A 24,538-nucleotide genomic window follows, 5' to 3' on the forward strand; every position below is an offset into this window, starting at 1 on the left:
ATGACAACGAAACGTCTGGGATTTTTCACGCGGCTGCTGGATGACACCTCCGCCCAGCAGCGCTATCGGCTGGCGACGGAACAGATCGTCAAAGCCGAACAACTCGGGTTCGACAGCGCCTGGGTCGCGCAGCACCACTTTCACGCTGATGAAGGCGGGCTACCTTCACCGCTGGTGTTTCTGGCGCTGGTCGCCGCGCGCACTCAGCGCATCCAACTCGGTACTGGCGTTATTACGCTGCCAATGGAAGAGCCGCTGCGCGTGGCGGAAGATACCGCCGTGCTTGATTTACTCAGCAACGGCAGACTGGAAGTCGGCGTAGGTTCCGGCGGCACGCCGTCCTCATTTGCCGCGTTTGGTCATGACAGCGCGCAACGCGGGCAGATCCTCGGGCGCTATCTGGAGAAACTGCGCGCCGCATGGCGGGGAGAAGCCCTAAGCGAAGACGGTAATCAGCTCTACCCTGCCGCCCCGCATTTGGATAAGCGTGTCTGGCAGGCTACGTTTTCCATCGAGGGGGCGGAACGAGCCGGTAAAGCAGGCGATGGCCTGATGCTCTCTCGTACCCAGCCGCGCCCAGAACATTTCCCGGACGCCACGCTGACTGACCTGCAAAACCCGATGATCGATGCCTACCTGGCCGCACTGCCTACGGGCGTCACACCGCGCATTCTCAGCTCACGCAGCGTTTTTGTGGCTGACGATCGTCAATTAGCGCTGACTCTGGCAGAGAAAGGGCTTACTCGTTCCGCCGCCCGTTCCGGCACGTTCCGTGCGATCCCTCACGACTCGATAGAAGCGCTGATCGCCTCCTTTGATAGCCATGTCGGCACCGCGCAGGATGTCATCGCGTCACTTCGGGCAGACAGCTCGCTGGAGCGTGCGACCGATGTGACATTCCAGGTGCACTCCATCGATCCGCCGCATGCGCTAATTCTGCGCTCGCTTGAACTGATTGCCACTCAGGTGGCTCCCGCGTTGGGCTGGAGACCCGCCGTCAAACAGAAAAGCCCGATCGGGCAGGAGATTGCATGACGCACGCTAACACGTTACACACCCCTGACGTACTGGATACGCTGGCCGAAATTAGCCCAGACTCCGCCCTCGCGGCAGCCAGAAAAACCCGTGATGCGGCGACACGCCACACTCAGGGCAGCTACGAGGCGCTGTTTAACGCCAACGCCGCAGACGACGCGACGCTGCCGCTATCGCTGCGCTTCTGGTTTGCGACCAAGATCAGCGGCTGGCAGCAGGATGAGCAATTGCAGCGTTTTTATGCCGAGCGGCTGTCGGACTTCCCGGAACCCGCGTTGACACCCGCGCTACAGCTGGCGCTGGATCATGCCGAACGCCTGACGAAAACCCCCGTACACGCCTCGGCGTCCCACGTCAGCGCGCTGGAACATGCGGGCTGGTCGGTAGACGATATCGTGACGCTGTCGCAGCTCATCGCGTTTGTGAATTTTCAAAGTCGGCTACTGCGTGGCTATCGCCTGATTGCCAGCCACCGCGTCGGCCAGCCGCATTCACAGGCCGCTGTTGCGGGTCAGTGGCATACCCAACCGCAGACGCACAGCGGCAAATCCGCGCCGCAGGCGTTTACTCAGGCAGAACTGGGCTGGGAACCGTGGATCGCGCCCAAACCGCTGGCCGAATTCAATGCCGATGAACAGGCGATTCTGGCGCGCTTCGGCCACACCGATTCAGACTATTTCCGTCTGCTAGGCCGCAATCTTCCGGTGCTGGAACAGCGCACGCTGACGGATAAAGGGATTTTCTATACCGCTGGTGGCCTGCCGCGCAAAGAACGCGAACTGATCGCTGCCGTCACCAGCAAGGTCAACGGCTGCATCTACTGCGCCTCTGTACACGCACGTAAAGCCAGCCAGCTTTCCAAACAGGACAGCGATGTGCAGCGGCTGCTGGATGTCGTTCCCGGCGGTGATTTGGGTATCGGTCAAAGCCTACGCTGGCAGGCAATTATCGATTTCTCGGCTCGCCTTTCCGCCACGCCCGCGCAGGTCAACGCAAACGATCTGAAGCAACTGCAAGAACAGGGGTTAGATACGCTGGAGATCGTCGATGTGGTGCAGTCAGCCGCCTTTTTCTCATGGGCCAACCGACTGATGCTGACGCTAGGCGAACCCTTCTGGCCAGAGCATTAATCCTCAAGCGGTCTGTTTTATTACCTCAGCCAACAGACCGCACCATTCGGAATAAATTCTTATCCTCATGACATTCTTATTTACTAAATAACAAAATAGACTGAATTATTTTTAATAAAATATATCCATCGAAGAATACACTGAATATAAAAACGATTACCACACACATAATTAAATCCATCATTATACAATCAAAAATACTTAACAAATAACCCACATAAAAACTCACATAAAAAACAATAAATTTTAAAATAAAAAATTAAATAAATATAAAAACCAAATACTTGTTATTTTTCACCAACGAAATGAATGGCAAAAAAACAAATTAAACTACAGTTTAATCACTGGCTAAATTAAATCAGTCAGAAACTATCGACTAAACCAAATAGCAAGGAAATTATTATGATTGGTATTTTAAAATATGCAGCAGATACAACACTGGCATTAGGTGTCTCCGATCAGATAAAAGATGCCAAAGCCGTTCTTCTCCGTGCAGACTCTTCTCTCGATAAAATCCTGTGGAATTTGGATAGCAGCACAGGGGTAATTTCACTGGCGGCGAGTAACGGAACTCTAGCGCTGGCAATTAAAAACAAAGCGATTACTAACGGTACAGATATCGTTTTGCAGTTAACCAATAAAAATGAACCAACTCAAAAATGGGATTTTGCAAGCAAGCATGATTTTATTTTGAGTCAGGCGAATAAATCCTATGTTATCGACGATGATACCCGTGGTGGTGCAGGAACACGTGTTCAGCTATATGAATTTAATGGTTCAATCGCTCAGCAATGGAAATTCACCCCTATTGATAGAATCTCTGCATTAGCGAGCGAATAAAACAAATCGACATATATAGCACACAACATCAGTTTAAAAACCATCTTATTCAAATAAGATGGTTTTTGGTTTTTATAATCTGCTTATAAGCATGACTTGATAATAAATAAATTATCTAAAATTAATACGATGCACTTATTCTATCACTGCTTCACCATTGTCTGATTCGTTCCTTTCCCTAAAATTCTACGATAGCGAATCAGGCTGACGTCCATTCCCGCCAGTTCTATCCATGAAATCTTAATGTATCCACCTGACTGAAGTTCTGCGTAATGAAACGCCAGAGCAGTTGAAAGCGTGCGAGTCGCTGTCTCACTGCATCGTTACGCGCACGACGCCGCATACGCAGCCTTCCTCTGCCAAGAGTTGGACATTCACCACGTTTGAAGCCGCTACTCAGGCCGTTTTGCATCAGGTGGGCTACGGCTGGCTGCCGGAAGCACGAATTGCAGAACACATTGCGTACGGCGAATTACAAATACTGCCGTTACAACAAGGGGAAAGACGCACCACCCCGCTCTATCTGTTGACCGAAGAGAAAGGGCAGCCGCTCAGTAAAGAGATCCTCACGCTCATCGCGCTACTGTTCGGCGGGCTCTGAGATACGGGGGGTTTATCGATAATATCGATGCTAATACCGCCCTACCGCCGGGACAAAGCCAGACGCGCGGCGAATGCCAAAAAGAGAACGCCCGTCGTTCGGTCCATCCATTTCACGACCGCGCCGCGCCGTAGAAAACGCGACAGCGGGCGCGTAGCAGCAATCAGCGTAGACGACCACAGCGTGCCGATGACGACATGAATAAGAACGAGCAGGTAAGTCCACAACACGACCGAATGGCCGGCAGGGATAAATTGCGGCAGGAATGAAACATAGAACACGCCGATTTTCGGATTGAGTACGTTACCCAACATGCCACGGAGAAACCAGTTCTGATGCTTTGGTGCGTCTTGTGATGCCGCCATCACCAGCTCGGTTCTGGGCTTCAGGAGCATTTGCAAACCCAGCCAGCAGAGGTACGCCGCACCGCACCATTTCAGGATGTTATAGGCCAGCTCCGACGCCGCAATCAGCGTCCCCAGACCAAACGCCACCATCGCGCCCCAAATAAGGCAGCCGACTTGAATACCAAACGCGGCATGGAAGGCTTTTTTACTGCCTTCAACGGTCGCGGTGCGTAAAATCAAGGCCGTATCCAAACCCGGCGTCAGGGTTAATATCGTCGCGGCAAACGTAAAAGCAATCAGCGATTCGGTCAACGTCACGGTAATTCATCACTCCAGCAGGGAAAACCACAAAACGCATCATCCTTATCGAGAATGAGGCAAGTGAGCGGACGCGCTATCTTATAGTAATCTCTACCTCATAGACGATAGGGCATGGTTATATCCATCTCTTCAGCCGGCCATGCAACGCAACATCACCCCACGACAGCGAAAAATGAGATGCGCAGACTCGATGATCTAGAAAGCTGGTTAATCAATCAGTTACCTGAAGTAGTAGAAGACCTAAACCCCGGCGCAACGCAAAACGAGCTCGACGCTTTTATACAACACATCGGCGTGGCAGTGCCGGATGACTTTCTCGCGCTGTACCGCTGGCACAACGGGCAGCGTATGGAACAAAATACCGGCCTGTGGTATGGCATGAGCTTTTTACCGCTGGCTAGTGTCATGCAAGAAGTCGATGGATGGCGAGAAATTGTGAATACATCAAGCGATGACGATCTCACCAGCTTGAATTACGGTATGTCATCTACGCCTCCTCACTACGTGAAGCCCGTCTATGCCAATCCACTGTGGATTCCCTTCGCCTATGACTGGGGCGGCAACTATCTGGCGGTCGATCTGGATCCCGATGTACAAGGTACGCGTGGACAGGTAATCAACTGTGGACGCGACGAAGAAAGAAAAATAGCCATCGCCCCCAGTCTCGATGCCTTTCTCCAGTGGATGATAGGGGAACTCAACGCTGGCAACGTCAATATCCGTCTTGAGGATGACGGAGGCCGGAGTTTCAACACGCTGCGTCCAGAGAAATACCATTTCCTCGATGCATTGGCCGCCATTTTTGACGATGCGCCATCGCCAGCAAGCCCCCCAGCAACATCAGGAAAATCAATCTGGTCCTGGTTCAAGAAGCGTAAATAAGCTCCCCCAGCCGATTACCTTCCGCTACGCTATCCGGCAGGCAATGATTCACGATACAGGTGTAATAACATGATAAAACGCGTCTTCCTCACGCTCTCCCTATTGACGCTTTCCGCATCGTCACTGGCGCAGGATGCCCTGCCGGACGCGGTGAAGAGTATCGAAAAACAGGGCATTACGATCATCAAACCGTTCACCGCACCCGGCGGCGTGCAAGGTTGGTTGGGCAGCTATCAGGGCGTGGGGGTGACCATCTACTTAACGCCGGATGGTAAGCATGCTATTTCGGGCTATATGTACGACGAACACGGCAACAACCTGAGCGAAGCGCTGATTCAGCAGGAAGTGTATGTACCTGCTGGTCGGGAGATGTGGCAGAAATTACAGCAGGCACCGTTTATCACCGAAGGCTCAAAGGATGCGCCGCGTAAAATCATCGTCTTTGCCGACCCATTTTGCCCGTACTGCAAACAGTTCTGGCAGCAGGCGCAGCCGTGGGTGAAAGCAGGAAAAGTGCAGTTGCAAACGCTGCTGGTCGGCGTCATCAAACCGGAAAGCGGACGTTATGCCGCAGCCATTCTTGCCGCCAGCGATCCGGCCAAAGCCTGGCATGAGTATGAACTCTCGAATGGTAAAACGGTGCCTCCGTTCCCCGAGTCCTCATCACGCGACATCTGGAATAACATTCAGCACAATCAGCGGCTGATGGATGAACTCGGCGCAAACGTCACGCCCGCTATCTATTACCTGAATGATAAGAGTGAACTACAGCAGGTCGTCGGGCTACCAGATGAAAAGCAACTGGCAGAGATGATGGGGAAATAAACACAGGAGGGAATCTCCCTCCTGCCGTTGTCTCTTAACGATGCGACCAGTACGCCATAAAGTTGATCGTCTCTTTATCAAGGTGGCGCTCGTCGAGCAGATAGCGGCGCAGCCGTTTGATAGCAGAAGACTCTCCCGCCACCCAAGCGTAAAACGGGCGATGCGCTGTTGCTCTTTCCCACAGTAGCTCGTCTTCCGGCGTCTCCTGCGCGATTTCATCGCGGTTGGTACAGGCGCTGGTAGGGATTTTTACATCCTGTTGCACCGCTGCCAGCAGGCGTTCACCCCATACTGTACTGCCGGTTTCCTCACGCGGTAGCCAGTGAATCTGCGCAAACGGGAAATCGCCCGACGTTACGCAGTCAGCCGCTTTCGGCACTTCAAAAAAAGCCTGCACCGACGGTGGAGAAGACTGACTCGCCAATTGTTCAAGAATCCCCATTGCCGCAGGTAGTGCCGTTTCATCTGCAATCAGCAACACCTGCTCAACGCCATCGTGCGGTGCCCATTCATAGCCGCCGCTGTCGCCATCAGCCTCCGCATTAGGCGCAACAATCTGTAGCGCATCGCCCGGCTTAGCATGATTCGCCCAGCTTGAAGCTGGCCCGGTATCACCGTGCAGCACAAAATCGATCGCTGCCTGCTGTGATTCCTGTGAGACGGAACGCAGCGTATAGGTACGCAAAATCGGGCGACGCTCACGCGGCAGCGCCAGATAATCCTGATACCAGGTATCGCTCACGGCCATCGGCGTCAGCTCCCCGCTTTCACTGGCGAACAGCAGCTTGATGCGCTGATCCGGCGCATCCAGTTTCATCTGACGCACTTCCGGGCCGGTGAACACACAGCGAGCTAATGAAGGTGAGAGCAACGTCTTACTCTCGAGGCGTAAGTTGAACAACCGATAGGCTGAAGACGTTGTGCGGTTAGCTAAAGACATAGTGAGAAAGCCATATGTTTTGTAAGGGAAAATCGGTCAGCGGGATAAAACCCATTACCGCAACTTACCATAAACAAAATACTAACGATAATCATTATCACCATTCAGATGAATGTCATGATAAAAGCAGCATTTTCTCCCTTGCGTAGGCCGGAGGACATGCTGAGCGAGCATAAAAACTTATCAAAAGACTTGTTAACAGGTCTTTGATTGATTAATTTAAAGACCTGTTAATCGGTCATAAAGGGTCTACCATGCCGAATATTATATTGAGTGATACCAGTGCCAGCGTCAGTGAATTGAAAAAGAACCCGATGGCGACGGTCAATGCTGGCGACGGTCTACCTGTCGCTATTTTGAACCGCAACCAGCCTGCGTTTTATTGCATTCCTGCGGATCTTTACGAAAAAATGCTGGATGCGCTGGACGACCAGGAACTGGTTAAGCTAATCGGTGAACGCAAAAACCAGCCGCTGGTTGACGTGGATTTGGATAGTTTCCTATGAGCTATAGCGTCAAATTCAGGGAAGATGCGCTGAAAGAATGGCTCAAACTCGATAAAACCATCCAGCAGCAATTTGCCAAAAAACTAAAAAAATGCTGCGAAAATCCCCATATTCCTTCGGCAAAGTTACGGGGGATGAAGGACTGCTACAAAATAAAGCTCCGAGCATCAGGCTTTCGTTTGGTTTATGAAGTCATTGACGATGTATTGATTATCGCCGTAGTGGCGGTAGGTAAACGTGAACGTAGTGGCGTTTATCATTTGGCGAGTGAGCGAATGAGATAACCGCATTAACCTGAGAATAAAAAAATGCCGGCAAATAGTTCACTATTCAGCCAGCATGTTTTCACCTTCCAGAAAAGCCGTCAGGCTCGCTTTCCTTACCAACATCATTACCGCATTGTCACAAACTCTTCTGACGCAGTCGGATGGATGGCGACGGTGTTGTCGAAGTCTTTTTTGGTCGCGCCCATTTTGACGGCGACCGCGAAGCCTTGCAGCATTTCGTCCATACCAAAACCGATGCCATGGATGCCGACGATTTTTTCTTCTTTGCCCACGCAGACCAGCTTCATACGGCACGGCTGACGGTGCTGTGTGACGGCGGTGTACATCGCGGTGAAGGCAGATTTATACACTTTCACCTGATCGTCGCCGTACTGCTCACGCGCCTGCGGCTCGGTCAGCCCAACGGTGCCAATCGGCGGGTGGCTGAAGACGACGGTTGGGATATTGCTGTAGTCCAGATGCTCGTCCGGCTTGTTGTTAAACAGACGTTCGGACAAACGACGCCCCGCCGCGACGGCAACCGGCGTAAGCTCGACGGCACCAGTGTTATCGCCAACAGCGTAAATACCAGGGACATTGGTGTTCTGGAACTTATCGACGTTGATGTAGCCTTTGTCGTTCAGCTCTACGCCGGTGACGCTCAGGTTCAGGTTATCCGTCGCCGGTTCGCGACCAATCGCCCAAATCAGGCAATCGACGGTTTGTGACTGACCGTTTTCCAGCTCCAGCGTCAGGCTACCATCCGTATTCTTCACAATCGCTTTCGGGATCGACTCGGTATGCAACGTCGGCCCTTCGGTGTTCATCACTTCCACCAGCGTGTCGACAATCAACGGATCAAAGCTGCGCAGCGGCGCGTGTTTGCGTACAAACAGGTGGGTTTCAGACCCCAGTCCGTTCAGCACGCCAGCAATTTCCACCGCGATATAGCCTGCACCGACAATCGCGGTACGCTTCGGCAACGCATCCAACTCAAAGAAGCCGTCGGAATCAATACCGTACTCCGCGCCGGGAATATCAGGATGAACCGGACGACCACCCGTTGCGATCAGAATATGGTCAGCCGTAATTTTTTCGCCGTTCACTTCCACCGTGTGCGCATCGACAAAGCGGGCAAAACCGTGGATGACATCGACCTTATTCTTGCCCAGCACGTTATCGTACGACTGGTGGATGCGATCGATATAGGCGCTACGGTTCTTAACTAGCGTACCCCAGTTGAATTGGTTCACCGTGGTATCGAACCCGTAATCAGGGCCGTACTGATGGATCGCTTCGGCAATCTGCGCCGCATGCCACATCACTTTCTTCGGCACGCAGCCGACGTTGACGCAGGTGCCGCCCAGATATTTCGCTTCGATCAACGCACATTTTTGTCCATACATCGCCGCGCGGTTGATAGATGCGATACCGCCGCTGCCGCCGCCAATAGCAAGGTAGTCATAGTGTTTGGTCATCAGTGTATCCATGCTTAAGTGAATAAAATTTGCCTAGAGTGTAACGCCAGAGCCCTATGCCGAATAAAGGTTATGCCTATGGTTGCGATAGGAAAAACCGACCGGCTCCCCCACCACAACCGTGTGCATTACTCCGGTACGATTTGCTCCACCAGCGTATGTCCGGTGCCTTCCGGTACCAGCACGCTATGCAGCCACGGCAGCACGCTTTTCATCTGCGATGCCAGCTTCCACGGCGGGTTAATCACAATCATGCCCGACGCCGTCATACCGTAGCGATCGCTATCCGGCAGCACCGCCAGCTCAATTTGCAGAATGTTGCGAATGCCCGTGGCTTCCAGCTCTTTCAGCATACGTTTGATATTCTGACGCAGCACCACCGGATACCACAGCGCAAAGACGCCAGTGGCAAAACGCTTATGCCCTTCCTGAATACCTTTCACCACAGCCTGATAGTCCGTTTTCAACTCATACGGTGGATCGATCAGTACGAAACCGCGACGAGAAAGCGGCGGCAACTGTGATTTCAACTGCTGGTAGCCATCGTCGCGCAGTACTTTGGTACGCGAATCTTTCTGGAACTCATTACGCAGCAGCGGGAAATCGCTAGGGTGCAGCTCGGTCAGGTGAAGCTTGTCCTGCTCGCGCAGCAGCTGGCGCGCAATCAGCGGGGAACCGGGGTAATAACGCAGTTGGCCGTTGTGGTTATAGGTGTGTACGGCCTGCATGTAAGGTTCGAGTTCAGCCGGAATGTCGTCACGCTGCCAGATTTTCGCGATGCCATCCAGATACTCGCCCGTGCGCTCGGCGTGTTCGCCGCTGAGCTGGTAGCGGCCGGCACCCGCGTGGGTATCCAGATACAGGAAAGGTTTTTCTTTCTCTTTCAGGGCAGTGATGATCAGGCTCTGAACGGTGTGCTTCAGCACGTCGGCGTGATTGCCGGCATGGAAACTGTGGCGGTAACTTAGCATTCTTGCTTTCCGGTGAAGTTTTTATAAATAACGTCGATTAGCTGACAGTATAACCGTCTGCGGCGGAAAATATCCCGCCAAACGCTTCACCCTGCGAACCGCTCCGCAAACTCGCCATTTTTATCGTATGAAATCAGTAAATTGTGAAACATGGCCGTTTTTCGTTCGATTGAAAGCTACCGATATTCAGGTACATAAAGTACGATCGCAGGCTAACCATGATGGAATTGGACATTATTCTGATGGAACCTGAATATCAGCGCTGGCTGATGGCGCTTTCCGCCCCAATGGTCGCCCTCAATATCAAGTACGGCGCTCGCTTCTTCGACCCGACCTTTTATGAGCCCGGTGAAACCATCAGTCTGAGCAACAGCTGGGGTATCACTTCCCGCGAGGGGCTGATCTCAATGATTAACGATATGACAGACGGCGGCCATGCCGAGCGTCTGGCGTATTACTACCACCTTTGGCACCACCTGACGGCATCCGAATGGCAGCAGCATTGCGCCAATCAATCTGAAGAAGCACAAGGTGCGCTCATGCTGGTGACCGAAACGGCCGCGCTATGCGGCGAAGGTGGAATACGCGCCTGGGATCTGGGGCGCATGAGTTTCCTGAGCCGCGTCGGGTTACTCAACGGCTGGATTAGTGAAAAAGAGAACCTGTGGATTCACACCCGTCTGGCCGACAGGGCGCGTTACTATTACCGCAGTTGGGAAAATTATTACGCCGCATTCTTGATCGGCCGCACCTACTGGCTTTCCTCGGATGAGGAAGACCCAGAATGCCAGCGCTACATTTTCAGCAACGCTAGCCAGAATCCTGACTACATTGACCAGATCGGCACGCTCTATACCCACCCAGACTGCCCGATTCATGACCTCGACTGGGATGTTGATCCGATAGAAATGGATAAGCCCGAGTCCTTACCAGAAGCGGAAATATAATGGACACACTGTGCTGGCAGCGATTAGGCATTGAGCCGACTCAGGATCTGGATATTATCCGTCAGGCTTATCGTCAAAAAATACCGCAGTTTCACCCGGAAACCGACCCCGAGGGCTTTAAGCAGTTGCGCGAGGCGTACGATATCGCCTGCAAACTGGCGAAAAATCCTGTGTCGTTAGGTGATGAAGAACAGACCGCAACAGAATCGTGCGACACTCCCCAGACAACCGAGAATGCCTCTGCCGAACACGCCGATCCCCAGGCAGAAGCGCTGGTTAACGCGTTTGATCAGCTGCTAAGCAATCCGGCCGAACGCGTCGTTCCGCTGTACTGGGAACGTTACATTCAGCGACTGAACCAACACACTTTCGATGTGATCGATCGCATTCGCTGGCCGCTGCTCCAGCGCCTGATGAGCGAACCTTGCATCTCCATCCGCTGTGTTCGCACACTGGCCGAACGCCTGCGCTGGCAGCAGCGGCAGGGTGAGCTGTCCGGCGACGGGGTGGAAGATGTCCGTCACTTCCTCGACTCGCTCGACTATGAAGATCTGTTCGATTTCTCCCTGCTCTCACACCTGAACCGGCCCGCACAGTTGGAAACCATCTTCTATTTCCAGCAGGCTAACGGAACGTACTGGAACCGTCCGGCATTTATGTTGGGCACGCTGCTGCGTAATCCGACCGCGATTTATTGGCCTGACAGCCCGGCGCTGATGCAAAAACTGGCGCGCTGGCACAGCCATGCCGGTGTCCCTAACGCCATACTGCGCGATTACTGTCTGCAGCAGTTGGACACAACACCGAACGACGCGGAATGGCTTGCGCTCAGTGCCAGCCTCTGTGCACTGACCGGAGAAGACGAACGCGCCTTCACGCTGTGGCTGACACTTTATCAGCAAACTCACCATGCACAGGCGGAGCAATGGCTGATCGACTGGTGTAAACAGCACCAGCCAGATGCCCTTCCCTTACTGATTCAGTCTTTCAACTATACGCCCGCGCCAGATCTGACGGGGTTAGCGCTGGACGATCCGCGCCAGCGCTTCTTCATTTCGCAGCACAACACCCAGATGTTGATACGCTGGGGAGAGGCGCTGAAACTGCCGCTGTCGCCGATGGCGGAAAGTTACGCCCGCTGGAAGCTGGGCAAGCAGGAGCTACGGGATATCTACCGACACCTGCTGCTGCACAGCGGGGAGGCCATTCAGGATCGCCTGTATTGGCACGCCAGCATGTTAACCGTGGGTAATGAGCGCCTGTTGCAGGACATTCTGGCGCAACCGTTGCCCGACGAACCACTGTATGCGTTGATCTTACAGGGATTGCAGTTTCAGGCAGCACAGCGCCTGTCCTGGCTGAATACCTCCGGCGCGATCCACGCTTTCACGGAATGGCTGTATTCGCCGTCAGAAGCGGAGTTGCCCAGCGTGTTCACCAACCAGAAATCGTTCGCCTGGCTGCAAGCGCAAATCTGGCTGCGGCAATGGCGTCCTCTGTCGCTGAATCAGCTAAACAAACTGTATAGCAGCGGCATACACACGGAGGAAATCGACCCGATCAATGATTGTCTGGTCGAACTGTCCGCACGCTACGAGTGCGATGCGTCTCTGGCACCGCAAGGGGTGGAAAAGCCGCAGGATCTCAGCGCCAGAGAGGAACTGAGACAAGCAATTTTGATCGCATTAATGATGACCGATCCAACCTCGTGTCTGGGGCTACCGCGCCAGTCGGTGCTGCCTGAACTGGCCTTAACCCACCCAGCGCATTCACTCTCTCGACTCTTTCGCAAGGCGGAATGCCGTCATGACGATGCAGTAACACCGCTGAAAAAGCAGTTGGTGCTCAGCGACCCGCTGCACTATCACTGCTGGATGAACTTCCCCGTTTCTATTGAGGAGTATCTCAACAGCAGCGAGATGTACAGCGCGTCTGCGGCGAGCCATTTTTATCTTACCGATGCGCGCTGGCAGGCAGAGTTGGCGACATCGCCCATTATCTACCAGATTTTTTTCCACACGTTCTATGCACTCATGGGGGAAGAAGAACAGGCATCGCAGCACCTTGAACGACTGGCCGCGCTCCCCGTAGAAATGGAACAGGAGGAAGCGATACGCACCGCCTTTACCGAAGGGTCGGACGAGTTGGAGAAACAGCTAAAACAGTTCTCCGATGACAAGCGGGTCACCCTCATCGGCAAGCTGATTCAGAACTGTGCAAAAGATGACACATTCCTGTTCGATAACAGCGATCAGGGTTTCTTAGCCGAGCATGTGTCCTATCCGCACGAAGACGTCACGCTGCGGCTGGTCGCAAAAGTCCTGCTGCAATGTGCCGATCGGCGTGAACGCCTGTTCAAAGCCGCACCGGCTAAAAAGAGCTACTGGTGGCAGTTCTGGCGCACAAACGCCCGCATTGGCCGTCTCGGTTTTCTGATGCAGGGCGGGTTGGGAAGCTATTTTCTCTATCGCGCGAGTGACTGGATAGGGTCGCCGCCGCCGTATATTGAAGGGCTGCTGATGGTGCTCATCGTGCTCAATCTGCTGATTGCCACACGCCGACGCTATAACGACATCGGCTACAGTAAGCCGTGGGGGATGAGTTTCTTTAGCCTACTCATCCCGATATTTCTGCTGCTCCCCTTATTGGCACCGAGCATTAACCGCTGGAACCAATTCGGGCCGCCACCGGCTGGCAAGAAGACCAACACCGGCACCACATCGGCCTGACGAAAATAATTGGGCCGGCGTAGCCATTACACGCCGCCCAAACATCAGCGAGAGACCTCATCCAGATATTGCTCAATACGCTGCCGCGTTTCGTCAATGGCGGGGGCATGTTGCCCCGCCAGCACCTGTTCAAAATCCCGCAGCCAGAAGCCGATCTGCTCCCGCTCTTCCAGACGCGTCTGCGCCCAGGCTTTTTCCAGCCGCGCCAGCAGGTTGCGGTTCATCAGATTATCTCTGGGGTGAATCTTCAGCGCTTGCAGCTTCTGGTGGCTTTTCTGTTGCTGCTCAGCACTTAGCCCCGTCGGGCTGCGATCGATCACTTTCGTGAAGTTATCGCCGCTGTCCGGCAGGTTAACATCCACTTCCAGCAGTCCATTGATGTCATAACTGAAACGTACTTCAATAGATTGCTTATATGATTTCGCTTTTATCGGCATGGTGAATTCATCGATAAACACGTTGTTATCGACGTAAGGGCTTTCTCCCTGATAAATCGCGATGCAGATACTGTCCTGCCCAGGTGACCCAGTGGAAAACGTTTCAACCCTTGAGGTCGGCACCACCGTATTGCGCTCCAGTATGGGAGAAAACAGGCCGTTTTGTTTATCGTTGGCAGTCTTAATCCCGAGGGTATACGGACAAACGTCCGTCAGGATCACTTCTTCGATATCCTGCTCGCGTAGCCGGCAAGCGGCCTGCACCGCCGCACCTTTGGCGACAACGGTATCGGCATCCAGATGCTGGTAAGGTAATTTGCCAAACAGCCTGACCACCAGCTTCTGGATAATTGACATCTTTGATGCCCCGCCGACCAGCACTACATGGTCTAACTGCTCTGGTTTCAGGCGAGCATCATGCAGCGCCTGCTCTATCGGGGCTCGAATGCGGTTCATCAACGGTAGCCACGCCGCTTCGGTTTCTTCATCATCCAACACAATACGCCAGTCTTCCTCGCGCCAGTGCCACACCAGCTCATTCGATTGAGCAGGAAAACCGGGCTGACATTTCAGCGCTTCAGCCTGGCTGTAAAGACGTGCCAGATCCGTCGCTGGAATCACCGCATCCTCAAGCTTCCACGCTTTCAGACAGCTTTTTACCATCGCCTGCGTGAAATCTTCGCCACCCAGATAGTTGTCACCCGCCGAGCTGTGTACCTCGATCAGCGGAAACGCATACTCCAGCACGCTGACGTCGAAGGTGCCGCCGCCTAAGTCGAAGACCAGCGTACGCCCCAGCTCCTGTGTGTGTAAGCCGTAAGCCATAGAGGCGGCGGTAGGCTCATTGATTAAGCGAACCGCATTTAGCTCTGCCAGTTCTGCCGCAAAACGCGTCTGCTTGCGCTGTTCATCGCTGAAATAGGCTGGCACGGAGATCACCACATCCTTGATGGGGTGCCCGAGATAACTTTCCGCATCGGCTTTGAGCGATTTCAGCACCATGGCTGACAGTTCGGCAGGAGAGAACGTTTTGTCCCCAAGTCTGAAGGTTTTCTTGCTCCCCATATAACGCTTAAACAGCGACGCCGACACCTGTGGATGCGTCGTTAAACGGGAAATCGCGGGTTTACCTACCAGAATGCTGCCGTCGTCATCAAGGCTAACGGCCGAGGGCGTGAAGTTATCATTTAGCGCATTCGGTATCAGGCGTGCCTCGCCATGTTGCCAAACGCTAATCAGGCTGTTTGTCGTGCCCAGATCGATACCAATCGCCGGAGAAGCGTCTTGCGGGTGCATCATGCTGTTATTCCTTGTTAACTATTCCGTATTCCCAGAGTGCCCATCAGGCGCAGACAACCAGCCCGTTCAGCAAGCAGGGCAATAGTATATGACCGCGTATGACGGATTCAGGAATATTTTTCAACAGATCTGGTGAGTGATAAATAAGCGTTATATCATTAAATATATAACGATCATTCACGGAGCATTATTATGGGAAACCATTTTGAGCGGGGTGTCCTCGCCGGGCTGAGATCCGCCAGCCCAAAATCCACCAACGACATCCACCCTTACTGCTACGATTATCGGCGCGGCTATATCTGCGGCTATGCTCACAATCTGGCGGAAACCAAAGGCGACCGTCAGCAGGCCGCCTTCGAAGCAGGGTTGTTGTCACGCCGCTACGGGCTGGAACGGGAGAGAATCGCAGAATTCTTTACTGAACAAGGCAACCCTTATGCGATTCGGTTTTTTTATGCGGGCTATGACGCCAACACGGCAAGCTAGCTGATGCCGACTAGCGGCGCACTTCCCGTAAATCGAAGCTAATGGGGATCGTGATGGCGAGCTGCGCGTTATCCCCAATTACCTCTGCTGGTGGCGCCGGAAGCGGCTGAGCACGCTGCGGCAAGGCAACAGACTCCTTATCCAGCGGCATCACACCGCTGCTGCTGGCTAACGAGACGGCCAGCACCTTCCCCGTCCGATCCAACGTCACGCGAATCTGGGCGATGCCCTGCAACTGCTGCCGAACCGCCTGTGCCGGATACCGTTTATAGCGGCTCAGGTGCGCCAGTAGTTGGCTGCTCCAGTCAGCAACCCCTTTACGCATTTGCGCAGCATCGCTGTTATACGGTGCAGCAACCTGCTGGCTGCTACCCGGCAGTGGTGCGCTGGTGACGGGGGCTGGCGGTTTTTCCGACGGCGCAATCGGTTCCTGTGGCGTCGTCTCCTGCACCGGCTTTTCCATTTTTTTCTGTACTTTTTTCTGCGGCTGCGGTTTTTCCTTTTGCGCCGCCGTAATCACCGGCTTCGGCGCAGGCGCGAGCGACGGCGCATCCTGCGTCATTTTTTCCGGTTGAGTCATCGCTTCCTGCGGCGTGGACAGCGTCTGCTGCGGGCCAACAGGCGCATCCTGAGGGCTGGGAGTCGACTGCACGCTATCCGCCACCATTAACATCATGGCGGGCGGCGGCGCTTCAATGGAGGAATCAAGCGCATGGTAGCTAATCCAGACGATCAGCCCCGCGTGTAGCGCCAATGCCAGCAGCGAGCCGCTCCCCCAGCGAACCGTTGTGGCGGGTCGAATCGTATTGTCTTTCAGCGTCTGTGCAACCATTAGCATACCGCCCCGCGCCGTAGAGGCAGAGGAAACATGCTCAATGAATGGGGTTCCGGGAAGATCATCATGCGTTCTTCATCACATCGTTAGGCATAAAAAAGCAACTGATAATGGTAGGTCGCTTAGCCATGAGGATCGGGCAGAAAAAAAGTGAAAACAGCATAAATAGTAATGTTATTGGTTTTTGACAGGATATTTTATCGCGCAGCAATCTGAACCCAGTAGCGAGAGAAATAACGCACTTGCACAGGAAGCGCCTCCACCAGCGCCGCTAAGATATTATCGGTATCCGACAGCGGGAAGACACCGGAAAACCGCAGACTCTCAACCTCCGGCTGGCAACGAATCACACCGCTGCGATAGCGGCTCAGTTCATCAACAAAATCCACCAGACGCTGATTATCCGCCAGCAGCTGTCCTTTCACCCAGGCGGGCTCGGCCTTCGCCGTCTCTATCTGACCACAGCGCTGCGTGGTGAACGTCGCGGTCTGCCCGCTTTTTACCACTTGTACGTCCTGACCGTTCTGTTGCGGATGAAGTTTCACCGCGCCGTCATACACCGTCACCCGCGTGTGTTCGTCCTGCACTCGCAGGCTAAAGCGCGTACCCAGCGCCTGCACCTTTCCCTGTGCCGTCGTCACAATAAAAGGGCGCGGATACAGCGCGGCCTTCTCCGCCTGGCCGGTTTCGATCATGACTTCACCGCGAATCAGCATGAGATGGCGTAGATCGTCACCATAGGCCACATTCAGCGCCGTCTGCGTATTTAGCAGCAGCGTGGTGCCATCGTCCAAAACGGCATGCTGCTGTTCGCCTACCTGCGTCTGGTAATCTGCCGTCAACGACTGCCAGAGATCGGTGCGCGATCCGGCCACGCCAGCGCCGCCGGTCAGGCAGAGGATCGCCAGCGCTTTAAGAACGCTACGGCGCTGCATACCGTTCAACGTCGACAGGCTCTGATGTGCCGCCCGTGCGTTAAGCTGGCTAAGATTGGCACACACGGATTCAATATGCTGCCATGCCTGTTCGTTATCCGACGAGGCTTCCCGCCAACGCTGCCACTCGCGGCGATCCTGCTCCGTCACGCTGTCGGACATCAGTTGCGTCAGCCACGCCACCGCTTCACGCGCACTGTCCGGCTGAATCGGCTGACCCTGTCTGTCACGATAAAAAGTGCGATCGTTCATAGCGGCAGCGCAAAGAAACACTGAAGGTTGGCACGTTGCAGATACTGTTTCACCGAACTGCTGGAAACGCGTAAACGTTCGGCAATATCGCTGTAGCGCATGCCGTGGAAATGCGCCAGCAAAAACGCTTCCCTGACCGGCGCGGGCAGGCCGTCCAGCGCAGCATCAAGCTGTTCAAGAATTTCGAGGGTAAGGAGACGCGTTTCCGGGGAGGGCATACAGGCATCCGGCTGTGAACTCAACACGTCCAGATAGGCATCTTCAATCTTTTTACGGCGGTAGTGATTGGCGACCAGACGGCGAGCCACGGTGGCCAGAAACGGGCGCGGCTGGCGAATCGTGAGCAACTCCGGGTTCATCAGCACGCTAAGGAACGTGTCCTGTGCCAAATCTTCCGCATGCTGGGCGCAGTCCAGTTTATGGCGCAGCCAGTTATACAACCAGCGGTGGTGATCGAAATAGAGCTGCTGAGCAAAGTCATTAACGCTGGCCGTCGCTTTCCTCACCATCGAACTTTACTCCAGAGCGCCATTTAAATATAAGAATGATAATCGTTCTTATTTATGTTTTTTCCCTCTGACTGTCAAGTTCCTAAACGAAAATTATTCAAATTTGCTGAATTTGCATTACGCCCCTGCAACATCCTCTACTAACGGGGCGGAATCCTCTCCGCCCCGAACGCCGCGATCAGAAGCGTTGTAACACGCTGATTTTCACGTTACGCCCCACGCCGGACACCGATTCGCCCAGATACGGGTAATAATCGGTATTCAGCAGGTTATCAACCGTCACACGGGCTTCAAATCCTTTTATCGCCTGTGGCTGCCAACTGGCGAACAGACCATGCAGCACATATCCCTTACTCTTCGGTAACGCCCAGATATCAGCCAGCGGGTCGCCATCGGCAGGTGAACGATCCTGTTTGCGCACAAAATCGCCCGTCCAGCCTACCGCCATGTCCAGACTCGGTATTTTGGTGCCCAACGTAGCGTGTGCGGTCGTCGGTGGGATTTCAGCAATCCAGGTTTTATTGCCCCACGGGTTACGCGGTGACGCATCGCGCTCGCCGCGAATCGAGGAGAAAGACAGGCTGCCAAACAGCCAGCGGCTGTCGTAGAAGGATTCAATTTCGACCCCTTCAATCGTATAGCCCGGCAGATTACGGTAGTTAGAGAGCGGCTGCCCGCAAGATGATGAAGTTCCGCTCTGGGTCTGCGCCTCACACAAGATACCGCGACGGTAGAAGATTTCGTTTTTCCCGCGGTTGCGGAACAGCGTGGTGCGGATTTGCAGGCTGTCCTCTTCCAGCATCAGGTTGTTGAAATCGAGTATCGCCCCCAGACGAAATGCTTTGATGCTTTCCACCTGCAGATTACGGCTGGTTCCCGGCACGCTGGACGCGGCAGACTGCACTTCATACTGTTCATCGACAACAGGTGCGCGCCAGGTGCGGCTGACATCGGCAAACAGCGACAGATTGTCCGTCGCCTTCCACAACGCCCCAATGCGCGGCGACCAGCCGGTGTAGGTCACGCTGCTGTAGTCATGCCCTGCAGCCGGGATGCTGCTGTTATAACGCGGTGCAAAGTTAGGTTTCCCTGTATTTGTCACATGGTCATAACGAACGCCCGGCGTGATCGTCACGCTACCCAGCGTCACCGCATCCTGTACATACAGGCTACGGGTTTCCTGTTCACCAGCCGGCATATAGTAAGGCTGGAAATAGCCGTAGTTATACTCGGCGTTATTCTTACCGGATGGGTAGTAGATCAGCGTATCGCGCTTATGCTGGTGCCAGCGCATCCCCACCAGCAGCTTATGATCGAGCGGGCCGGTGGTGAACTGGCTTTCGTTACTGACCTCCGCCAACTGATCTTTATAGCTCACCCAGCTTTCATTCCCCAGCGATCCCAGATAGCTACTCTGTGAAGCCGAATCAGGACGTCGGTCATGCTGTTCGGTTTTTGAGGTGGCAAATGACGCCGTCAGATTCAGCCACGGCTGATCCGCTGGCGCGATATTCCATTTCAGCGAGTAGTTCTTATCTACCTGATTGCGGTAAACCAGCTTACGTCGCCAGGCCTCTTCCCAGCCGTAGAGGTCAACTTCCCTTTGGGTGGGGGACGCCATATCGTCACGCTTCGCGGCAAACGGCTGCCAGCCGTCAGATTCAGAACGCATCGCGGAGAGCGTCAGTGTCTGAGCGTCCGTCAGATAGATGTTGGTCTTCAGTAAATAGGACGCCATGTCGCTGGTCGAATAGACAAAGCGCGTACCGTCAGGACGTTCGATGTTGTCGCCATCGCGCTTGCTCATGTAGATCAGGCCGTCAGCCATCCCGTCTTCCGTTCGACCATACAGCGCGCCGCTGTAGATATTTTGTCGATCGTTAGTGTGATAGCTGTATTTGACCATCCCGCCGAAGTTTTCTCCCGGCAGCAACAGATCGCTGGCGTCTTTGGTATCAACATGAATGGTGCCGCCGAAGCCGCCGTTGCCGCTGCGAATATCATGTGGCCCTTTATCGACATCGATACGCTTAATCAGCTCAGGTTCAATAAACACCGAGCCCTGGCGGTATTTCTCAAAGCCTTTTGGCGCGCCGTCCAGCACGACTTTGACGTCTTCCATGTCGCCCATGCCCCAGATGTTCAGGCTCTGGCCCCCCGGACGGGGAGAACCCGCCATCGACACGCCGGGAAGTTTATCGAGCAGGCTGGCAATATTATCGGCCTGCACGCGGTCAACGTCGGCCTGACGCAACACGGAACGTCCGGCGGCGGCGCTGTCCGACGTACCGCCAACGACCGAAAGCGTCGGGATCAGCAGGCTGCCGTCGCTTCCCTCAGCAGCAAGCATGGATTCCAGCCGATAGCCTGTGGCCGTCTGTACCGCACTCAGCCCCGTTCCCGCCAGCGCGGCGGCAAAGGCTTCCTGAACGGTGTAGGTTCCCTGCACACTCCCGCTGGTTTTATTCTGTGTTTGATCGGGAGAAAACGTGAGAATGACATTGGCGCGGCTGGCAACGGCCTGCAACGTGGTTCCTAGCGGCCCGGCTGGGATAGAAAACGTCACTGTCGGCGCCGCGACAGCTGTCGTCGTTTCCGCCGCCAGCGCCGAACTGACCGTTCCGACACTCAAGATCAATACGCCGGACAGTGCTAACTGCACCGCCCGCGTTACCGCCAAGGTAGGTTTATGTGCGATGCACCCACCCTTATGATTGTTTATCGCCATTGTCATTCCCCTGAAATATTGAAAAAAAAGACACATCAGGTAGGTCACGCGAAAAACAAAATCGGGCAGGAAAAGTGCAAAAATTTTCGGGAAAACCTCTTCAACGTGACGTTAGCTATCGTGTTCAGGTGATGAACGAAGCTTTTCCGCTACCCCAAAACACACCTTTGGTCACGAACGGCTCTCCCTTCACCATTGATTTTCACGACGCTTGACCTCATCTTAGTTATTAATCTGCAGTCAATATCCGCCTTGCCGGCCTATATTCAACAGATTCCACGTACCGGCAACGAGATCACCTACAATTATCAGGACGGCACCATGACGAATCCATTACTGACTTCATTTACCCTGCCCCCGTTCTCCAGCATCAAAACGGAAGATATTGTCCCAGCGGTAAAATCCGCACTGGATGAATGCCGCGAGACGGTAGAACGTGTGGTGGCGCAAGCGGGGCCGTTTACATGGGATAATCTGTGTCAGCCGCTGGCGGACAGCGACGATCGTCTTAGCCGCATTTTTTCCCCCATCAGCCATTTGAACGCCGTGAAGAACAGCCCGGAGCTGCGCGGTGCTTATGAGCAATGTCTGCCGCTGCTGTCTGAACACAGCACCTGGGTCGGCCAACATGCTGGTCTCTATCAGGCCTATCGCAGCCTGCGCGACGGCGATCACTACACCGAGCTGAGCGTAGCGCAGAAGAAATCCGTTGATAACGCGCTACGCGATTTTGAACTGTCCGGTATCGGCCTGTCGCCGGAAAAACAGAAACGCTACGGCGAAATTTCCGCCCGCCTGTCCGAACTTGGCTCGCAGTACAGCAACAACGTGCTGGATGCCACAATGGGCTGGAGCAAGCTGATTACCGACGTCACCGAACTGGATGGCATGCCGGAAAGCGCACTGGCGGCAGCCAAAGCGCAGGCTGAGGCCAAAGAACAAGATGGCTGGCTGCTGACGCTGGATATCCCAAGCTACCTGCCGGTAATGACCTACTGCACCAATCAGGCGCTGCGTGAAGAGATGTACCGCGCCTTCGGTACACGTGCCTCCGATCAGGGGCCGAATGCGGGTAAATGGGACAACAGCGAGATCATGGCGGAGGAGTTGGCGCTGCGTCACGAGCTGGCAAAGCTGCTGGGCTTCGACAGCTATGCGCACAAGTCGCTGGCGACCAAAATGGCGGAAAACCCGCAGCAGGTTCTCGACTTCCTGACCGATCTGGCAAAGCGCGCCCGTCCACAGGCGGAAGAAGAACTCGCGCAGCTGCGCGCTTTCGCCAAAGCACACTACGGTGTGGAGGAGTTGCAGGCCTGGGATATCACCTACTACAGCGAGCAGCAAAAGCAGCACCTGTATTCCATCAGCGATGAGCAGCTTCGCCCATACTTCCCGGAAAACCGTGCGGTAAACGGCCTGTTTGAAGTGGTTAAACGCATCTACGGCATCACCGCGAAAGAACGTAAAGACGTCGATATCTGGCACCCGGATGTTCGCTTCTTCGATCTGTTCGATGAAAGCGGTGAGCTGCGCGGCAGCTTCTACCTCGATTTGTACGCTCGCGAGCACAAACGCGGCGGAGCCTGGATGGATGACTGCGCGGGTAAACTGCGTAAAGGCAACGGCGAACTGCAAAAACCGGTCGCCTATCTGGTGTGTAACTTCAACCGTCCGGTCAACGGCAAACCAGCTCTGTTTACCCACGACGAAGTCACCACGCTGTTCCACGAATTCGGCCACGGCCTGCACCACATGCTGACCCAGATCGATACCGCCGGTGTGGCGGGCATTAACGGCGTACCGTGGGATGCAGTCGAACTGCCGAGCCAGTTCATGGAAAACTGGTGCTGGGAACCGGAAGCGCTGGCCTTTATCTCCGGCCATCACGAAACCGGCGAACCGCTGCCGCAGGAACTGCTGGATAAAATGCTGGCGGCGAAGAACTATCAGGCCGCGCTGTTCATTCTGCGTCAGCTGGAGTTCGGCCTGTTCGATTTCCGTCTGCACGCCGAGTTTGACCCCGCGAAAGGCGCTCAGATTCTGCCAACACTGGCCGAAATCAAAGCACAGGTGGCCGTGGTGCCAAGCCCGAGCTGGGGCCGCTTCCCGCACGCATTCAGCCATATCTTCGCGGGCGGCTATGCCGCAGGCTATTACAGCTATCTGTGGGCCGACGTGCTGGCAGCCGATGCCTATTCCCGCTTTGAGGAAGAAGGGATCTTCAACCGTGAAACCGGCCAGTCGTTCCTGGACAACATCCTGACCCGCGGCGGTTCCGAAGAACCAATGGAGTTGTTCAAACGCTTCCGTGGCCGCGAACCGCAGTTGGACGCCATGCTCGCGCATTACGGCATCAAAGGATGAGCATCTGCTTAATCGCAGAAGAAGGCGCCGATAGTGGCGCCTTATCTTCTCTGGCCGCACGCTGGGGGCTGGTTTCCGATCCCGATGCGGTAATGGCGCTGGTGCTGACCGCGGAACGACTGGAATTGCGCAAGCAGGATGAACCGAAACTCGGGGCTATCTTCGTCGATTTCGTCGCCGGAACCATGGCGCACCGTCGTCGCTTTGGCGGCGGACGCGGTGAGGCGGTCGCTAAAGCGGTGGGTATCAAAAAAGATTACCTGCCGGATGTCGTGGATGCGACGGCCGGGCTGGGGCGCGATGCCTTTGTGCTGGCAGCATTAGGCTGTCGGGTACGCATGGTGGAACGTAATCCGGTGGTTGCGGCATTGCTGGACGACGGATTGCAGCGTGGCTATCGGGATGCGGAAATTGGCCCGTGGCTACAAGCGCGGCTCACGCTGCTGCACGCATCGAGCATGACCGCGCTACGCGACATCACGCCTCCGCCGGATGTGGTTTATCTCGATCCGATGTTCCCGCACAAACAAAAAAGCGCGCTGGTGAAGAAAGAGATGCGCGTGTTTCAATCGCTGGTCGGCGCGGATGACGACGCCGATGCGTTGCTGGAGCCCGCACGCGCGCTGGCGAAAAAACGTGTCGTGGTAAAACGACCAGACTATGCGCCGCCGCTGGCCGGCGTACCGGCACAGTCCATGCTGGAAACCAAAAGCCACCGCTTCGATTTCTACCTCCCCGCCTGACACACCTCGCCGCTACGCTGCTACACGCGTCAGCGGCTAAAAACTTAGCCTGCTTCGCATTTCCTATGCTGTATTTGCAAAGTCTGTAGCACAAATGCGAAGCAAATCGCATAATTTCGCGCTATCCCCTTT

22 protein-coding genes are annotated in these 24,538 nt (G+C 54.6%); 13 read left to right on the forward strand and 9 right to left on the reverse strand.

The window, feature by feature from the left end; translation table 11 throughout:
• The 4 genes from AB8809_RS23110 to AB8809_RS23125 all read left to right on the forward strand — a co-directional run bounded on the left by AB8809_RS23110 (position 1) and on the right by AB8809_RS23125 (position 3,606).
• Positions 1 to 1,035, forward strand: a complete 1,035-nt coding sequence (locus AB8809_RS23110) for a putative FMN-dependent luciferase-like monooxygenase (RefSeq protein WP_349856895.1) — start codon at positions 1 to 3, stop codon at positions 1,033 to 1,035.
• On the forward strand, positions 1,032 to 2,165 hold the full coding sequence (locus tag AB8809_RS23115; protein WP_349856896.1) for an alkylhydroperoxidase domain protein: 1,134 nt from the start codon (positions 1,032 to 1,034) through the stop codon (positions 2,163 to 2,165). Before AB8809_RS23110 ends, AB8809_RS23115 begins: the two co-directional genes overlap by 4 nt.
• Positions 2,166 to 2,567: 402 nt before the next feature.
• Positions 2,568 to 3,005, forward strand: a complete 438-nt coding sequence (locus AB8809_RS23120) for an RICIN domain-containing protein (protein WP_181830105.1) — start codon at positions 2,568 to 2,570, stop codon at positions 3,003 to 3,005.
• Between the two features lie 289 nt (positions 3,006 to 3,294).
• Entirely contained in the window at positions 3,295 to 3,606 is a 312-nt protein-coding gene (locus AB8809_RS23125; protein ID WP_349856898.1) for a LysR substrate-binding domain-containing protein, read from the forward strand.
• A 41-nt stretch (positions 3,607 to 3,647) separates the two neighbouring features.
• Here AB8809_RS23125 and AB8809_RS23130 read toward each other — a convergent pair whose 3' ends face one another.
• A complete protein-coding gene (locus AB8809_RS23130) occupies positions 3,648 to 4,271 on the reverse strand; it encodes a LysE family translocator (RefSeq protein ID WP_180778779.1) in 624 nt (207 codons plus the stop codon).
• Between the two features lie 180 nt (positions 4,272 to 4,451).
• Here AB8809_RS23130 and AB8809_RS23135 point away from each other — a divergent pair, with 180 nt between their 5' ends.
• Both AB8809_RS23135 and dsbG read left to right on the forward strand, forming a co-directional pair.
• Complete coding sequence (locus AB8809_RS23135; protein ID WP_349856900.1) at positions 4,452 to 5,156, forward strand: SMI1/KNR4 family protein; 705 nt, start codon at positions 4,452 to 4,454, stop codon at positions 5,154 to 5,156.
• 69 nt (positions 5,157 to 5,225) lie between these two features.
• Positions 5,226 to 5,981, forward strand: coding sequence for a thiol:disulfide interchange protein DsbG (dsbG, locus tag AB8809_RS23140; protein ID WP_181845543.1), 756 nt, complete (start codon positions 5,226 to 5,228; stop codon positions 5,979 to 5,981).
• A 34-nt stretch (positions 5,982 to 6,015) separates the two neighbouring features.
• On the opposite strand, the gene AB8809_RS23145 is transcribed toward dsbG, so the two are convergent.
• Positions 6,016 to 6,921: a siderophore-interacting protein gene (locus tag AB8809_RS23145; RefSeq protein ID WP_349856902.1), complete on the reverse strand. Its 906-nt coding sequence runs from the start codon at positions 6,919 to 6,921 to the stop codon at positions 6,016 to 6,018.
• Positions 6,922 to 7,175: 254 nt separating this feature from the next.
• Between AB8809_RS23145 and AB8809_RS23150 the strand changes: the two genes are divergently transcribed.
• Both AB8809_RS23150 and AB8809_RS23155 read left to right on the forward strand, forming a co-directional pair.
• Positions 7,176 to 7,427: a type II toxin-antitoxin system Phd/YefM family antitoxin gene (locus tag AB8809_RS23150; protein ID WP_010281712.1), complete on the forward strand. Its 252-nt coding sequence runs from the start codon at positions 7,176 to 7,178 to the stop codon at positions 7,425 to 7,427.
• A complete protein-coding gene (locus AB8809_RS23155) occupies positions 7,424 to 7,711 on the forward strand; it encodes a type II toxin-antitoxin system RelE/ParE family toxin (RefSeq protein ID WP_015842269.1) in 288 nt (95 codons plus the stop codon). The genes AB8809_RS23150 and AB8809_RS23155 overlap by 4 nt, the downstream gene beginning before the upstream one ends.
• A gap of 107 nt (positions 7,712 to 7,818) precedes the next feature.
• Here the strand turns inward: AB8809_RS23155 and gorA are convergent, their stop codons facing one another.
• Both gorA and AB8809_RS23165 read right to left on the reverse strand, forming a co-directional pair.
• Positions 7,819 to 9,171, reverse strand: coding sequence for a glutathione-disulfide reductase (gene gorA / locus AB8809_RS23160; RefSeq protein ID WP_300996710.1), 1,353 nt, complete (start codon positions 9,169 to 9,171; stop codon positions 7,819 to 7,821).
• A gap of 128 nt (positions 9,172 to 9,299) precedes the next feature.
• Positions 9,300 to 10,142: a 23S rRNA (adenine(2030)-N(6))-methyltransferase RlmJ gene (locus AB8809_RS23165; protein ID WP_015842271.1), complete on the reverse strand. Its 843-nt coding sequence runs from the start codon at positions 10,140 to 10,142 to the stop codon at positions 9,300 to 9,302.
• Positions 10,143 to 10,360: 218 nt separating this feature from the next.
• Between AB8809_RS23165 and AB8809_RS23170 the strand changes: the two genes are divergently transcribed.
• Positions 10,361 to 11,089, forward strand: a complete 729-nt coding sequence (locus tag AB8809_RS23170) for a DUF1266 domain-containing protein (protein WP_043881851.1) — start codon at positions 10,361 to 10,363, stop codon at positions 11,087 to 11,089.
• On the forward strand, positions 11,089 to 13,818 hold the full coding sequence (locus AB8809_RS23175; RefSeq protein WP_349856904.1) for a J domain-containing protein: 2,730 nt from the start codon (positions 11,089 to 11,091) through the stop codon (positions 13,816 to 13,818). Before AB8809_RS23170 ends, AB8809_RS23175 begins: the two co-directional genes overlap by 1 nt.
• A gap of 44 nt (positions 13,819 to 13,862) precedes the next feature.
• On the opposite strand, the gene AB8809_RS23180 is transcribed toward AB8809_RS23175, so the two are convergent.
• Positions 13,863 to 15,554 carry a molecular chaperone HscC gene (locus tag AB8809_RS23180; protein ID WP_349856905.1) on the reverse strand — a complete coding sequence of 564 codons (1,692 nt, stop codon included), beginning with the start codon at positions 15,552 to 15,554 and terminating at the stop codon, positions 13,863 to 13,865.
• Positions 15,555 to 15,746: 192 nt separating this feature from the next.
• Here AB8809_RS23180 and AB8809_RS23185 point away from each other — a divergent pair, with 192 nt between their 5' ends.
• On the forward strand, positions 15,747 to 16,040 hold the full coding sequence (locus AB8809_RS23185; RefSeq protein WP_015842275.1) for a DUF2623 family protein: 294 nt from the start codon (positions 15,747 to 15,749) through the stop codon (positions 16,038 to 16,040).
• 10 nt (positions 16,041 to 16,050) lie between these two features.
• Here AB8809_RS23185 and AB8809_RS23190 read toward each other — a convergent pair whose 3' ends face one another.
• The 4 genes from AB8809_RS23190 to AB8809_RS23205 form a co-directional block, all read right to left on the reverse strand.
• Positions 16,051 to 16,878, reverse strand: a complete 828-nt coding sequence (locus AB8809_RS23190) for an energy transducer TonB (protein ID WP_228483960.1) — start codon at positions 16,876 to 16,878, stop codon at positions 16,051 to 16,053.
• 194 nt (positions 16,879 to 17,072) lie between these two features.
• Positions 17,073 to 18,062 (reverse strand): FecR domain-containing protein, encoded by a 990-nt coding sequence (locus AB8809_RS23195; protein ID WP_015842277.1) that lies wholly within the window; start codon positions 18,060 to 18,062, stop codon positions 17,073 to 17,075.
• Positions 18,059 to 18,571 (reverse strand): sigma-70 family RNA polymerase sigma factor, encoded by a 513-nt coding sequence (locus tag AB8809_RS23200; protein WP_349856906.1) that lies wholly within the window; start codon positions 18,569 to 18,571, stop codon positions 18,059 to 18,061. Before AB8809_RS23200 ends, AB8809_RS23195 begins: the two co-directional genes overlap by 4 nt.
• Positions 18,572 to 18,749: 178 nt before the next feature.
• Positions 18,750 to 21,299 carry a TonB-dependent hemoglobin/transferrin/lactoferrin family receptor gene (locus AB8809_RS23205; protein WP_349856907.1) on the reverse strand — a complete coding sequence of 850 codons (2,550 nt, stop codon included), beginning with the start codon at positions 21,297 to 21,299 and terminating at the stop codon, positions 18,750 to 18,752.
• Between the two features lie 321 nt (positions 21,300 to 21,620).
• On the opposite strand from AB8809_RS23205, the gene prlC reads away from it, so the two are divergent.
• Both prlC and rsmJ read left to right on the forward strand, forming a co-directional pair.
• The gene (gene prlC / locus AB8809_RS23210; RefSeq protein ID WP_349856908.1) at positions 21,621 to 23,663 is read left to right on the forward strand and encodes an oligopeptidase A; all 2,043 of its coding nucleotides are present in this window, start codon (positions 21,621 to 21,623) and stop codon (positions 23,661 to 23,663) included.
• Entirely contained in the window at positions 23,660 to 24,406 is a 747-nt protein-coding gene (gene rsmJ / locus AB8809_RS23215; protein WP_015842281.1) for a 16S rRNA (guanine(1516)-N(2))-methyltransferase RsmJ, read from the forward strand. Before prlC ends, rsmJ begins: the two co-directional genes overlap by 4 nt.
• Positions 24,407 to 24,538: the final 132 nt, after the last annotated feature.

The sequence above is a fragment of the Pectobacterium aroidearum genome (genome assembly GCF_041228105.1).
Classification (GTDB): Bacteria; Pseudomonadota; Gammaproteobacteria; order Enterobacterales; family Enterobacteriaceae; genus Pectobacterium; species Pectobacterium aroidearum.

Coding starts and splice junctions, on each gene's coding strand:
- prlC (WP_349856908.1), top strand. CDS start 21,621: ATGACGAATCCATTACTGACTTCATTTACCCTGCCCCCGTTCTCCAGC.
- gorA (WP_300996710.1), bottom strand. CDS start 9,171: ATGACCAAACACTATGACTACCTTGCTATTGGCGGCGGCAGCGGCGGT.
- AB8809_RS23165 (WP_015842271.1), bottom strand. CDS start 10,142: ATGCTAAGTTACCGCCACAGTTTCCATGCCGGCAATCACGCCGACGTG.
- AB8809_RS23135 (WP_349856900.1), top strand. CDS start 4,452: ATGCGCAGACTCGATGATCTAGAAAGCTGGTTAATCAATCAGTTACCT.
- AB8809_RS23185 (WP_015842275.1), top strand. CDS start 15,747: ATGGGAAACCATTTTGAGCGGGGTGTCCTCGCCGGGCTGAGATCCGCC.
- AB8809_RS23180 (WP_349856905.1), bottom strand. CDS start 15,554: ATGATGCACCCGCAAGACGCTTCTCCGGCGATTGGTATCGATCTGGGC.
- AB8809_RS23155 (WP_015842269.1), top strand. CDS start 7,424: ATGAGCTATAGCGTCAAATTCAGGGAAGATGCGCTGAAAGAATGGCTC.
- AB8809_RS23115 (WP_349856896.1), top strand. CDS start 1,032: ATGACGCACGCTAACACGTTACACACCCCTGACGTACTGGATACGCTG.
- AB8809_RS23200 (WP_349856906.1), bottom strand. CDS start 18,571: ATGGTGAGGAAAGCGACGGCCAGCGTTAATGACTTTGCTCAGCAGCTC.
- dsbG (WP_181845543.1), top strand. CDS start 5,226: ATGATAAAACGCGTCTTCCTCACGCTCTCCCTATTGACGCTTTCCGCA.
- AB8809_RS23150 (WP_010281712.1), top strand. CDS start 7,176: ATGCCGAATATTATATTGAGTGATACCAGTGCCAGCGTCAGTGAATTG.
- AB8809_RS23145 (WP_349856902.1), bottom strand. CDS start 6,921: ATGTCTTTAGCTAACCGCACAACGTCTTCAGCCTATCGGTTGTTCAAC.
- AB8809_RS23205 (WP_349856907.1), bottom strand. CDS start 21,299: ATGGCGATAAACAATCATAAGGGTGGGTGCATCGCACATAAACCTACC.
- AB8809_RS23190 (WP_228483960.1), bottom strand. CDS start 16,878: ATGCTAATGGTTGCACAGACGCTGAAAGACAATACGATTCGACCCGCC.
- rsmJ (WP_015842281.1), top strand. CDS start 23,660: ATGAGCATCTGCTTAATCGCAGAAGAAGGCGCCGATAGTGGCGCCTTA.
- AB8809_RS23175 (WP_349856904.1), top strand. CDS start 11,089: ATGGACACACTGTGCTGGCAGCGATTAGGCATTGAGCCGACTCAGGAT.
- AB8809_RS23110 (WP_349856895.1), top strand. CDS start 1: ATGACAACGAAACGTCTGGGATTTTTCACGCGGCTGCTGGATGACACC.
- AB8809_RS23120 (WP_181830105.1), top strand. CDS start 2,568: ATGATTGGTATTTTAAAATATGCAGCAGATACAACACTGGCATTAGGT.
- AB8809_RS23170 (WP_043881851.1), top strand. CDS start 10,361: ATGATGGAATTGGACATTATTCTGATGGAACCTGAATATCAGCGCTGG.
- AB8809_RS23195 (WP_015842277.1), bottom strand. CDS start 18,062: ATGAACGATCGCACTTTTTATCGTGACAGACAGGGTCAGCCGATTCAG.